Origin of the sequence: Rhodophyticola sp. CCM32, from assembly GCF_004751985.1 — a bacterium.
Lineage (GTDB): Bacteria > Pseudomonadota > Alphaproteobacteria > Rhodobacterales > Rhodobacteraceae > Rhodophyticola.
On the sequence record NZ_CP038492.1, the window covers coordinates 1,738,023 to 1,750,732 of the forward strand.

Sequence of the window (12,710 nt, forward strand, 5' to 3'; positions counted from 1 at the left end):
TTGATGCGCCCTCGACAATCGCAGTTTTATAGCGTCGGCCCAAAACTCTGCAACACATATACATAGTGCGGAGGGTGCCGCCGGGCGGGAAAGGTGGTGCGGGGTGGTGCAGAATTTCAGACCGAATCTATAGAGCAGAGATCGCCGCTCACCGGACCCGTGCCGGGTTGCCGATCACGGTTTGCCCGGGGGCCACATCCCGCGTCACCACCGCACCCGCCCCGACAATGGCCCCGTCGCCAATGCTGACCCCGGGCATGAGGGTCGCGCCACCCCCGATCCAGACCGAAGCGCCAAGGGTGACCGGCCGGGCAATCTCGACCCCTGCGGCCCGGCGGGTCGGATCATGATCATGTTCGGCGCAATAAATATGCACCCCCGGCCCAAGCATGGTCTGCGGACCGATACGGACCGGGGCTGTGTCCAGGATCACGCAGCCCGTATTCAGATACACCTGATCATCCAAAGAGATATTCACCCCATAAGCGCAGTGAAACGGTGCCTCCAGCATCACATCTGTGCCCACATGGGCAAACAATGCGCGCAGCAGGGGCGCCATCGCACCGCGGGCATCAGGGTCCATCACCGCATGCTGATGCACCGCGCGGCGGGCGGTCCGGCGGCGCGCTTCCAGATCTTCATCCAGACATGTATATCATTGCCCGGCCTGCATTTTTTCCCATTCACCCATCATCATTCCTGTTGCGGTTTCTGCATCACATCGCAGCTTCGCCATTGCCGGACCGAGGCTTCCATCTCCTCTTTCAGCCAGGCCGAAAATTGTGCAATCGCCCGGGCCCGCAAGCCGGATTGCCGGGTGATCAGCCAGTAATGCACGCCCGATGGAAACCGCTGCGGGAACGGGGCCACCAACTGCCCCAGATCCAAAGCCGGGCAGGCCAGGGTTTCCCAGGCCAGGAACACCCCCTGCCCCGCAATTGCCGCGTTCAGACAGATCGAGGCATCCGCATAGGTCGGCCCCTCGCCCAGAATATCGGCGCTTAACCCCTGCGCCCCAAGCCAGACATCCCAGCCATACAGGGCTTCATTTTCGCGGATCACCGGCACATGGGCCAGATCCGAAATGTCTGTCAGGCAGGTCGCGATCCCGGCCGAGCAGACTGGAAAAATCCGCTGATCCAGAAGCTTTTCGGCCCCGACCCCGGGCCAGCCGCCACGGCCCACACGAATACACACATCCACGTCTTTTTCATCCGGGTTCACCAGCGCCACATCCGGCTCCACCCGGATACGGATATCCGGGTATCGGCAATGAAAATCGCTTAACCGCCAGACCAGCCAGCGGCTGGCAAAGATCGGCGCGACCGAAACGACCAGCCGGTCCTCCTGCCCGCGTCCGGCCAGACGTATAGCGGTGGCCAGCTCTGCCATGCCCCGGTTGAGATGGGTCAGAACCTCGGCTCCGGCAGCGGTCGGCTGCATGCCTGCGGGCGTCCGGTGAAACAGGGTACGGCCCAGGGCGGATTCGGTTTTCTTGACCTGCTGGCTGACCGCCCCGACAGACACGCCCAGTTCCGCCGCCGCAGGCTGCAACCCCTGCAACCGCCCGACAGCTTCAACCGCGCGCAAACCGGACAGATGTACCCTGTTCAGCTCTCTCATTTAGATTTCCTAAACTCAGCTTACAAACTACTCCATACCAAAAAGGGTGATACGGCAGTACCCCTATAGTCATGAAACGCATCCTTACCCCCTTCCAATGGCGCAAAATCCGGCGGCAATCATCCCCAGACCCATTATGTCAGCAATGGCGGCGCAACCCGCTGTCCCATCCCGAGATCGCGAAAATGGACAAACGCGCCCTGGCTGATATGCCATTTGACCCGGCCTGCATCACCGCCGAATAGAGCAGAAATCGTTTAGGGTCCGTGGACAATCAACGTGACTCGATAAGCGTAGCTGCGAGGTTGCAGCAGGCGGCATAGCTGTGACCTGCCCCCCGAGGCTCCCTCATTCATAATGAGAGTTTGCAGTTCTGTTTTTCATATTCTTCGGTTTCGGTTTGGACAAGCGCGCCGGGAGCAGAGTCCTCAAATTGCTCAAGCGCCCGGCGCGCTTCTGCGGGTGTTTTGTTGCCAAGCGGGGAGTGTGGCCTGACGTTGTTGTAGTCGTATCGCCATAGGGCCAGCTTGCGCCTTGCATCGTCTAAAGCACCCTGCCTGAAACTTGAATCACAAATACCCTGCCACGCTTCGCGTTCACAGGGTATTTGTGATGCGCGATGTCTCAGGTGTAAGGCAGCATGCTGTAGGCTGTCGAACATCTCCTCGTTCAGGAGTTCATCGCGCAGACTGCCGTTGAAGCTTTCGATAAAGGCGTTCTGCTGCGGCTTGCCCGGATCAATGTAGTGCCAATCGACATTGTTATCGTTGGCCCATTTCAGGATCACCCGGCTGGTGAACTCTGTCCCGTTGTCGCTGACAATGGCGACGGGCTTGCCGTACAAGCGGACGAGCGCATCTGGTTCCCGCGCCACATGGGTACCTGAGATGCTGGTATCCGCCATCAGGCAAAGGGTTTCTCGGCAGCAGTCATCATTCACGGCCAGAATGCGAACCCGGCGCGAGGCCCTGTCTGTTCGGGCGTGCAACACTCCCAGTCAAATCAATTCTCCCGCAGTTTTTCTTAGGGTCACCAGATCGAGATCAGCGAAGACTTCGACTTTCTTTGCGACCCAAGAAACCTATTGCACCAGCGCAGCAGCCGCATTGTTTGCAGCCTCCTTTGCCAGCGTGTCGCTACCAAGAGCCTCGAGAATCCCGCTGTAGTTTTTCCAAGTCCAGCTGGAGTGCACTTTGTGTCCAAGCCGCTCTGCAAACAGGCCCCGGGCCCGCAACGCATCGCCACTGGCCTTCGTGGCATCCAGCAGGATCATATGAAATACATCACGTTGCGCCTTACTTCCGCCAATTCGGTCCATCGCGTAACGCACGGGCTCCATCAGGCGGATTGCCTTTTCAAAATCATGATTGCGGGCGTGATATAGGCCTTCCGCCAAGGCCAACCCAACGTCTGCGCAAATTTTGGCTTGTGTCGCATCCAGCCTCGACCATTGACGGATATTGTCGATCATCTTCGTTGCCGCCGCCTTGTCACCCCCCGCAATAAGCGCCATCAAATAGTGGAGGCTGACAAAAATCAGGTCTGTGTCATGCACATGCTTTGTCGAGACTTCGACCAGCTTCGCCCAGCGATCCCCGATCTCGACGCCGAACATCTCCAGTCGCCACAACAGCGAGGACGCATTGCAGATATCGAGGTAAAAATCGGATTCGATGTCCGACACGATCTGAGCGTCGTAGATTTGCAGGACGATGTCGAACTCGCCGCGTTCAAGGTGATAAAGGCATTTGTGCCAGTAAAGATGGAAGCGGAAATTGTTGACGGTGGACCAGTCGTTTTCAAGCCCGTGAACCCATTCGATCCCTTCCTGGTGGCGTTCGGTCATCTCAAGCACATGTGCGACCGAATGCACCGACCAGGCGTCGCGCGGATTACGCTCAACCGCCATGCGCCCGAATTTCTCGGCCTTTTCATATTCGCCGGACTCTTCGAGGCCAAAGGCATACATTCCCTGCAAGAACCCGTAATCAGGGTGATATTCGGACCAGAGCGGCAGGATGCGGGCCATGGAGTCGCGCATTTGGCGCCCATCACCGGAATAGAAATGGGTAAAATGCGCCAAACGCAGCGCCATTCCGTCATTGGGGTGGTCAAGCAGGATGTCTTCCCAGATCTGGGTGGTCTTTTCCAACGCGCCCGTACACCAGGCAGACAAGGCGGCGGCATGCATCTTTTCCCGCGCATTCGCGCCGACCTTTTCCACATGGGTGTCAAGGCTGGCAGATATCCTCTCCGCCCGCTCGGAGTGATTGGCGCTGCCGATCAGCTTGGCGAAATAGCCTTTGGCGCATTGCGCCATCGGCATGTCCGGGTCGGATTGGACCAGGTCCTTAAGCACCGCGCCTGTTTCCGGTCGAAACCCCATATAAGAGGATGTCAGCTGAGCGAATTTTTCGGCACTTTCAGGCGAACTGGCCGTAAAGGCCAGGCCATGCGGATCGTCGTGTTCCTTCAATACCATCTCAGCTTTCCTTTGCATGGGCCTGCGCGGCCAGTTTCGTATAGCCGTCACGTGTTTGCGGTGTCTTGATGCCCAGAGCACCGGCCGCAACCTGAGTTTTCAAGACCTGAGCCGTGCCACCGCCGATAGTGAACATTCGGACATCTCGATACATGCGTTCCAATGGTTCTTCGCTTCCATACCCACGCGCGCCGAACATCTGGAGTGCATCGTTGACAACCTTAATAGCACTCTCAGATGCAAACATTTTGGCACGTGCAGCAAGTGTCAAGTCCGGGAAGCGGTTACCGTCCCATTCTGCAGAGGCCGCAGCCTCGTGCAGCATCAGCCTAGAACCGTGAACAGCGGTATCCATATCTGCAATCATCCATTGCAACCCCTGGAACTCCGCCAAAGGCCGACCGAATTGCATCCGCTCTTTCAAATAGCGCTTAGCATGATCAAGGGCGCCAGCGGCGACACCCATGGCGATGGTGCCGGCCCCTACGCGTTGACTATTGTAAGCCGTCATCAAATCGGCAAAGCCGCGCTTGAAGCCCGATGGTGTGCGTAAGACCATGTCATCGGCGACTTCGAGATCGGTGAAGACAAGCTCTGCCTCGGGCATGCCGCAAAGGCCCATGGTACGTTCCCGGCGGGTGATTTCGAACCCTTTGGGCGCGATGTTCCGATCGGGGTCGACGTGAACGATGAAACCGCCAATACCCAGCTCGGATCCGTCTTCGTCAAACGCACGGGCGAAGATGAGATGCAGCTTTGACACCCCACCGCCAGTGATCCAGTGCTTTGATCCATTCAAACGCCAGACGCCGCCTTTTTTGCGGGCGGTCGTGGTCATCTCGGTTGCTGCGCTCCCCGCGCCTGGCTCGGTGATGCAGATCGCGGGCTTGTCTCCGGCCAGAACGATGGGGGCCGCAAAGGCGCGCTGCGCGTCTGTTCCATAGGCCATCACTGCACTGATGCCACCCATATTCGCTTCGACCAGAATACGGGCAGACAGGGTGCAGGATCGAGAAATTTCTTCAATCACTTCAACGCACTGCAAAAAGCTCGCGCCGCCGCCACCAAACTGTGACGGGATGGTCATGCCCATAAGGCCCTGCTCAGCCATTTCAGCAACATTCGGCCAACAGTATTCGCGGGTCTGGTCCCACCGGCTCGCCCGCTCCGCAAAACCGGGGGATAAATCCTTCGCTCGTTGCAAAAATGGATTTCTCGTACCCGCGCCCTGCGCCGCTGCATGTGCGTGGCTCATGTCGTTCATTGCGATATTCCCATGGTCTGATGTGACAGCAGTTCTTTCAAAACTCTTTCGGTATCTGCCCCACATTTCGGAGGAGAATGCCGATAAGTGACGGGGATCTTCGAAAGCCTGATCGGGTTCAGCGGCAGGTGACCATCTATCGGATCAACATAAGCTGGCCCCCACAGACGCGTGTCGTCACCAAATGCAGGTTTCTCTATTTTGACGACATCTGCGCCTAGATCTCCAAGCAATTGCGTGCAGGAAGGACCAGCTAAGATGCGGCTGAGGTCAAGTACGCGCAGGTTTTCCAGCGGCCCAGATATGATCCCGATCTCCTCGCAAGTTCATGAAACACGCTAGCAGATTTAGATATACTTTGAAAAACGGTATCTTTTTAACTATACATTGAGAAAATCTAACAATACTGTGGTCGCATGAACCTCCGTTTTCTGGACACGGTGGTCGCTATCTCGCAACAAAAGACGTTGGTGGAAGCGGCCAAGAGCGTGAACCTCAGCCATTCGGCAGTCAGTCTTCAGGTCTCCAGCCTGGAAGACGAATTGCAAATCAGGATACTCGACCGATCCCGGCGACCACCGGAATTGACAGAACAAGGATGGGCCTTGGTCGAACACGCGAAACGTCTAAGGCTTATCGTTGACGACATCCTATCTCTCAGCGAGAGGTCGGACCTGCATGGCAAAATATCTATTGGCGCAGTGCCATCTACAATCACCCATCTGGTGGTCCCCGCATTGGCTGCAATGCGATCTGAGCATCCCGCACTGGACGTCGAATTGCATACAGACCTGTCGAACCGGCTGATCCAAAGGGTTTTGGACCGCGATGTCATCGCGGGCTTGGTAACCGAACCGGAAGACGCCATTGACGAACTATCAATTATTCCAATTTGCGGAGAACCGTATCAACTTGTTGCCCCGGTCTGTGCGACTTCGGACAGCCAGGCAGAGCTGCTAGGAAGCTGGCCATTTTTGTGGTTTGACCAAAGAAGCCTCCTGTCCAGGCAAGTGGCCTATTACCTGCGGGAAAATCGCATCCGGGTGAACCCGGGAATGGAGGCGACGTCCATCGAAGCCGTAGAGGCTCTGGTCGCACATAATCTCGGTGTATCTATCTTGCCCCGGCGAAAGAATAATCCGCCAATGGATGGCGTTGTTTATCTTCCTCTCCAGGGCCCAAGCCTGGAGCGGCAAGTTGCACTGATTACGCGTAAAAGTTCACCCCGCCAAGATGTCACTAAAGAGCTTGCAAAAGCCCTTAAAAACGTTAGCGCCAAGAAACCTATACCGAAGTAACTGTTTCAGGAATCTGATCTTCATTGCGAGCACCGGAGAACAAGGATTTCTCCCTGACGGGCAGATCGGCAAGATTTTTCTTCTCAAACCCTCTGTCAGGTCACCATTTCACTGCTGATTGCCGCCACTATGGCATCGACCGTGACGCCTCCCTTCGGTCGAACGCGAAAAGCGATGATCATGTCTCAATGAAAACTCGAAAGGCTTTACAGCATGCTGCCTTAAACCTGAGACATCGCGCATCACAAATGTCCCGGGAACGCGAAGCGTGGCAGGGTATTTGTGATTCAAGTTTAAGGTAGGGTGCTTTAGTGGGTCAGAACCTGGTCCAGAAAGGTCCGCGTTCGGGCATTCTCGGGTGACGTAAAGAATGTCTCCGGGTCGTTTTCCTCGATGATTTCGCCGGCATCCATGAACAAAACCCGGTCGGCGACTTTGCGCGCGAAGCCCATTTCATGGGTGACACAAACCATTGTCATGCCTTCTTCGGCCAGCGTTACCATGACGTCGAGAACCTCACCGATCATTTCCGGGTCTAAGGCAGAGGTTGGTTCATCAAACAGCAATATCCCGGGTTTCATACAAAGCGCACGGGCGATCGCGACACGTTGCTGTTGACCGCCAGATAGCTGACCAGGGTATTTTTTTGCCTGATCGCCAATCTGCACTTTGTTCAAAAACGCCATGGCCACGTCTTCGGCGTCAGCCTGCGGTGTTTTGCGGGCCAGCATCGGGGCAAGGGTGCAGTTTTCAAGGATCGTCAGATGCGGGAACAAATTGAAATGCTGAAAACACATCCCGACTTCGCGCCGCATTTCCTCGATATTCGGGGCATCTGCATTGATGGTTTCACCGTTGATCAGAATATCCCCTGACTGATGTTCTTCAAGCTGGTTGATGGTGCGGATCATTGTTGATTTGCCTGAACCGGAAGGGCCACAGACCACGATCCTCTCACCTTTGGTGACGGTCAGATTGATGTCTTTAAGGACGTGGAAAGTGCCGTAGAATTTGTTCACGTTCCTCATCTCAACAGCAGCATTCATGGCCGTTCTCCTTTTGCTATGTTTTCTCAGCAGCGGTGACGATGATTTCGACCTTGAGGACATCGCGGGCCAGCTTTGCCTCGCCACAGGCCCGTGCAGGTGCGTGCCCCTTTGGAACCCACGCGTCCCAGACAGCGTTCATTTCAGCGAAATCGGCCATATCCGCCAGCCAGATGGTCGCGTGCAGCATGTTTTCACGATCTGATCCGGCTTCGATCAACAACGCGTCAACGCGCGACAGGCAATCGGCTGTTTGCGCGGCCACATTCTCGCCTGCGCCGACCTGTCCGCAGATATAAACCGTGCCGTTGTGTTTGACGATTTTGCTCATCCGCTCAGAGGTGTGAATCCGTTCAATCATTTGCATTTCCGATCAGGTTGCGGGCGATCAACGCCGCCGTGATGTCATCAAGGATGGCTGGATCATCAATTGCCGCTTCTTCCCAGAAGCCAACAGGATCAGCTTGCCAGGCAGCGTCTGTGGCGGGATATCGCGACATATCGGGCGCGCTTAACAGGTGTAGTTCAGGCCAAGTCGGCCGCCATCCACATAAATCGTCTCACCGGTGATATAGCTGGCCTTTTTCGAGCACAGGAAGGCCACCACATCGCCGATTTCGCGCGCATCCCCTGCGCGGCCCAAAGGGGTACGCGACATTGCGGTTTTGAAAGCTTCGGGGTTTGCGTTCACCCCCGCCATCATCTCCGTATCAATGGAACCGGGACCGACGGCATTGACGCGGATATTGTTCTTGGCCAGCGCAAGTGCTGCGACTTTGGTCAATTGCATGACACCGCCCTTTGACGCGCAATAGGCAGGGATCGCAGGAATTGCCACTTGTGCGTTGATCGAAGACATATTGACGATCGCACCTGCAATCTTGTGTTCAACCATAACGCGCGCCGCCATTTGCGTTGCGACAAACACACTGCGCAAATTGATGTCGATCACCTTTTCAAAGGTCTCCACATCATAGCTCAGAAAATCACCCGGCATGGCAACACCTGCGTTATTGACCAGGGCGCTAAGCGGTCCGTGATCCGCAGCAATCTGGCCGAACATCGCTTCAATCTGTCCAAGGTCGCCCATGTCGCAGGCAATCGCCGCGACAGCTCCGATCTTCTTGCCAGCAGCTGTCACCCCATCTGCGTTGATGTCAGACAGGATCACGTCATAACCATCCTCAACCAGTGCTTCCGCGCAGGCAAGGCCGATGCCCTGAGCGGCGCCGGTAATCAGAGCGAGAGGTTTGTCAGTCATGGTTTATCCTTCAAATCCATAGTCATTTTTAGCCTGCTCTGGCGTTACCAGCCCGGCACGCAAATCTGCGGCGACATCATCTTGCGCCCTTTGTCTGGCATCGCCATATCCACCCCCCCCCGGCAGGCTCAGCTTCAAGCGTTGCCCGGTCTTCACAAGCTGCCGACCTTTGCTGCGCAGCCTTGTCCCATCCGCAAGCTCGACACGGCCCGCCTGCCCCATACCGCCGCCATCGCGTCCCCGCGCCGGGTTTTCAACGCGGTCAAACATGGCATTGAAGTAGATATCGTAGCCAGCGCGCGGTTCAATCTCGATTGTCTGGCCAAGCCCGCCGCGCCGCGCCCCTGCCCCGCCGGACCCTTCGCGCAGATCCTTGCGCCAGACGGTGATCGGACCTACGTGTTCTGTTGCCTCGACGCTCATCGTTGACACGCCGGATGGGAAGGCTGTTGCAGACAACCCGTCCAATGCCGGGCGCGCACCCGTTCCGCCAGAGTTGAACATCAACACCTCGGCATTGCGCAATCCGCTCTCGGGGTCGCTGGGTCTGGCAGAAATCTGGATGTTCCACAGCGCGCTTGCCCCCTCGGCCGGCACCGTGTTCGGCAATGCCTGATGCAAAGCCCCCAGCACGACATCCGGCACCAGATGCCCCAGCACATGGCGCACCGACACTGGTGCGGGACGTTTCGCAGCAAGGATACATCCCTCGGGGGCGGTGATCTCGAACGGTTCAAGCGAGCCGGTGTTGTTGGGCACCTGAGGCGCAATCGCGCATTTCAACCCATAGCAGGCATATGCGCGTGTATAGACTTCCGGAACATTCACACCAAAGCGGCTCATCCCTGAGGTGCCGTCAAAATCGGCCTTGATCCTGTCGCCCGCAATATCCAGCCGAACCGCCATCAGGACAGGTTCGTCATAGCCATCAACCTGCATGTTGTGAGTGAACACCCCATCGGGAACAGCGGCGATTGCGGCATGGGTGGCTTTGCGGCTGGTCTCGATCACAAAATCCGACAATCCGTCAAGGTCGGCAATCCCGAACTCGCCCATCATGGTCTGCAAACGGCGGTCCCCTGCCTCGTTGCAGGCCGCAAGGGAATACATATCGCCCACCACCTGATCAGGCTCGCGGACATTTGCGCGGACAATGCGGATCAGATCGTCCGAGACCTCGCCCCGTTGAGCGAATTTCATGATCGGGATCAGCAAGCCTTCCTCGAAAACCTCAGTCCCGTCCGGCCCGAACCCACGCCCTCCGATATCAACCACATGCGCGGTACAGGCAAAAAACCCGATATGCATGCCATCCCGAAATGTCGGCGACACCACGGTGATGTCGTGCAAATGCCCTGTGCCAAGCCAGGGATCATTTGTGATGAACACATCCCCTTCAAAGATGTTCTGGGACCCGATTTCACGGACGAAATGGGTCACGCTTTCGGCCATGGCGTTCACATGCCCCGGCGTGCCGGTCACGGCTTGTGCCATCATCCGGCCCTGACGGTCAAACAGCCCGGCAGATAAATCGCCCGCCTCGCGGACAGAGGTGGAAAACGCGGTGCGGATCAACGTTGTCGCCTGTTCTTCGACAACCGCAATCAGGCGGTTCCACATGATCTGATAGTCAATCGCGGATGGGGTCATCAGCTGTCTCCCTTGCGGATCAGGCGCAGGCTGCCATCACCCTGGCCGATGGCGCGAAACCCGGAGGTCACGATGGTGGTTGTCTCGTTTTCGATAATGATCGCGGGGCCTTCGACGGCTTTTCCAGCGGTCATCGCGGCCCGGTCAACCTCTTGCGCATCAACAATCCTGCGCAACGCCATGTCAAAGAACTGTCTTGTGCGCAACGGCGTGACCGAGGCCCCATGCGCGTGGCGTTCAACCGGCGGGGTGGCTGGCAGCGCAGAGGCCACAACCAGCGACCAGTTCGTGATTTCAATCGCAAGCCCGTCAATGACACGCCCGAACAACTTGCGATACGCACGCTCGAACGCCGCAAGCACCTCAGCCTGATCAGCATCCGCGAAGATTTTGCAAGGCAAGACAACCGGAATCTCCCAGCCCTGCCCCGCGTACCGCATGAATGCCGTCACCCGGGTGGTGGTTACCGCATCCTTTGCGCCTGCGCTGACAAAGGCCGTCGCCTCTGCCTCCAGGTCGGTCAGCACAGCATTGACCGCCTGTGCATCGAACTGGTCAAGACGCTGGAACAGCCCGCGTGTAGCTTCATAGCTAAACGGCGCTTTCAGAAAGCCGATGGCGGATCCGACACCTGCACCCGGGGGAATGATCAATTCCCTGATGCCCAGCTTTTCGCACAGGCGGCAGGCATGCAAAGGCGCGCCTCCGCCAAAACCGATCATGGTAAAATGCTCGATGTCCCGCCCGTTTTCGACCGTATGGACCCGCGCGGCATTGGCCATGTTCTCATCGACCATCTCTGTGATGCCAGAGGCGGCCTCTGGCGCGTTCATCTGCAACCTTCGGGCCAGCTTCGCATCAATGGCACGATCCGCGGCCTGCAGGGACAAGGCAATTGCGCCACCGGCAAAATTATCCGGGTCAAGTCGCCCCAACACCAGATTGGCATCGGTCACTGTGGGGTCTTCGCCCCCGCGCCCATAGCATGCAGGGCCCGGTTCCGAGGCGGCCGAGCGGGGCCCCACCTGAACGCGCCCCAACGTATCAATAGACGCGATTGACCCGCCACCGGCCCCGATTTCAACCATCTCAACGACAGGGGTCGAGACGGTCATGCCTGATCCCTTTTTGAACCGGTAGGTGCGCGCGACCTCGAAAGTGTTTGCGGTTTTGGGCGCGCCTTCTTCGATCAAACAGATCTTCGCCGTGGTCCCGCCCATGTCAAAAGACAGCACGCTGTCCAGCCCGTGACCGCGGGCAAAATCAGCGGCGAAAATGGCACCGCCGGCAGGCCCGGATTCAAGAAGCCGCACCGGTTGCTCGGATGCGACATCAACCGAGATCAACCCACCCCCGGAATGGAGCATAAAGACGGGGGCCGTAACACCCGCCTCACCCAGTCGTCTGACCAGCCGCCCCAGATAATCGGCAACCTGCGGCTGCACATAGGCATTGGCGATCACTGTGTTAAAGCGCGGCAATTCGCGCATCTGCGGAGAGATAACCGAAGACAATGAAATCGACATCTCAGGTGCGGCGGCGCGCAGGGCTTCGGCCATTTGCACCTCATGCGCATCATTGGCGTAGGCATGCATCAGACCAATCGCAACAGCTTCATAATCCCCCGCCAGAATGGTTTTGACCATCGCATCGACCTCGGCCGGATCAAGCGCCAGCAGCACCTCTCCTTTCGGCCCCATACGCTCATGAAGCGTCAGGCGATCCTCGCGCGGCACCATGGGCTTTGGCAGCGTCAGGTTCAGGTCATATTGCTCAAACCGGTTTTCTGACCGCATTTCTATGACGTCGCGAAACCCTTCGGTTGTAATGAACGCCAGCTTTGCGCCGCGCCGCTCTATCAGTGCATTGGTGACAAGGGTCGTGCCATGGATGACCTGACCGATATCCCTCATCGCAACGCCTGCCTTGTCCGCCGCGATTTGAATACCATCGAGTATCGCTTGTTCCGGCTGGGCGTAATTGGTCAGAACCTTACAGGTATCAAGACCCGCTGCATGGGAGAGTGCGACATCTGTAAATGTGCCGCCAATATCAACGCCGACGCGATTCATGAAAACTGTCAAGG

At 57.3% G+C, this 12,710-nt stretch carries 11 protein-coding genes and 3 pseudogenes; 2 read left to right on the top strand and 12 right to left on the bottom strand.

Annotated elements, in window-relative coordinates; all coding sequences use genetic code 11:
* Positions 1-154: 154 nt before the first annotated feature.
* A pseudogene (locus E2K80_RS20050) lies at positions 155-295 on the bottom strand (DapH/DapD/GlmU-related protein); the annotation flags it as partial.
* A gap of 398 nt (positions 296-693) precedes the next feature.
* Positions 694-1,623 (bottom strand): LysR substrate-binding domain-containing protein, encoded by a 930-nt coding sequence (locus E2K80_RS08535; protein ID WP_135374527.1) that lies wholly within the window; start codon positions 1,621-1,623, stop codon positions 694-696.
* Positions 1,624-1,694: 71 nt separating this feature from the next.
* On the opposite strand from E2K80_RS08535, the gene E2K80_RS19095 reads away from it, so the two are divergent.
* Positions 1,695-1,868, top strand: a complete 174-nt coding sequence (locus tag E2K80_RS19095) for a hypothetical protein (protein ID WP_168193044.1) — start codon at positions 1,695-1,697, stop codon at positions 1,866-1,868.
* Between the two features lie 107 nt (positions 1,869-1,975).
* On the opposite strand, the pseudogene E2K80_RS20055 reads toward E2K80_RS19095, so the two are convergent.
* The 4 genes and pseudogenes from E2K80_RS20055 to E2K80_RS19550 form a co-directional block, all read right to left on the bottom strand.
* A pseudogene (locus tag E2K80_RS20055) lies at positions 1,976-2,590 on the bottom strand (integrase core domain-containing protein); the annotation flags it as partial.
* Between the two features lie 114 nt (positions 2,591-2,704).
* Positions 2,705-4,105, bottom strand: a complete 1,401-nt coding sequence (locus E2K80_RS08550) for a tetratricopeptide repeat protein (protein ID WP_210405446.1) — start codon at positions 4,103-4,105, stop codon at positions 2,705-2,707.
* Between the two features lies 1 nt (position 4,106).
* On the bottom strand, positions 4,107-5,369 hold the full coding sequence (gene acdA / locus E2K80_RS08555; protein ID WP_238475699.1) for a 3-sulfinopropanoyl-CoA desulfinase: 1,263 nt from the start codon (positions 5,367-5,369) through the stop codon (positions 4,107-4,109).
* Between the two features lie 131 nt (positions 5,370-5,500).
* A pseudogene (locus E2K80_RS19550) lies at positions 5,501-5,683 on the bottom strand (CoA transferase); the annotation flags it as partial.
* A gap of 102 nt (positions 5,684-5,785) precedes the next feature.
* On the opposite strand from E2K80_RS19550, the gene E2K80_RS08565 reads away from it, so the two are divergent.
* A complete protein-coding gene (locus E2K80_RS08565; RefSeq protein ID WP_135374529.1) occupies positions 5,786-6,667 on the top strand; it encodes a LysR family transcriptional regulator in 882 nt (293 codons plus the stop codon).
* Between the two features lie 308 nt (positions 6,668-6,975).
* Here E2K80_RS08565 and E2K80_RS08570 read toward each other — a convergent pair whose 3' ends face one another.
* Genes E2K80_RS08570 through E2K80_RS08590 form a run of 6 tightly spaced genes read right to left on the bottom strand, consistent with a single transcriptional unit; the run spans position 6,976 to position 12,708 of the window.
* Positions 6,976-7,713, bottom strand: a complete 738-nt coding sequence (locus tag E2K80_RS08570; RefSeq protein WP_210405471.1) for an amino acid ABC transporter ATP-binding protein — start codon at positions 7,711-7,713, stop codon at positions 6,976-6,978.
* 16 nt (positions 7,714-7,729) lie between these two features.
* Positions 7,730-8,074 (bottom strand): RidA family protein, encoded by a 345-nt coding sequence (locus tag E2K80_RS08575; protein WP_135374533.1) that lies wholly within the window; start codon positions 8,072-8,074, stop codon positions 7,730-7,732.
* Complete coding sequence (locus E2K80_RS19100) at positions 8,067-8,213, bottom strand: hypothetical protein (RefSeq protein ID WP_168193137.1); 147 nt, start codon at positions 8,211-8,213, stop codon at positions 8,067-8,069. The genes E2K80_RS08575 and E2K80_RS19100 overlap by 8 nt, the downstream gene beginning before the upstream one ends.
* 11 nt (positions 8,214-8,224) lie before the next feature.
* Positions 8,225-8,974: an SDR family NAD(P)-dependent oxidoreductase gene (locus tag E2K80_RS08580; RefSeq protein WP_135374535.1), complete on the bottom strand. Its 750-nt coding sequence runs from the start codon at positions 8,972-8,974 to the stop codon at positions 8,225-8,227.
* Positions 8,975-8,977: 3 nt separating this feature from the next.
* On the bottom strand, positions 8,978-10,624 hold the full coding sequence (locus E2K80_RS08585; RefSeq protein WP_135374537.1) for a hydantoinase B/oxoprolinase family protein: 1,647 nt from the start codon (positions 10,622-10,624) through the stop codon (positions 8,978-8,980).
* A complete protein-coding gene (locus E2K80_RS08590) occupies positions 10,624-12,708 on the bottom strand; it encodes a hydantoinase/oxoprolinase family protein (RefSeq protein ID WP_338014593.1) in 2,085 nt (694 codons plus the stop codon). Before E2K80_RS08590 ends, E2K80_RS08585 begins: the two co-directional genes overlap by 1 nt.
* Positions 12,709-12,710: the final 2 nt, after the last annotated feature.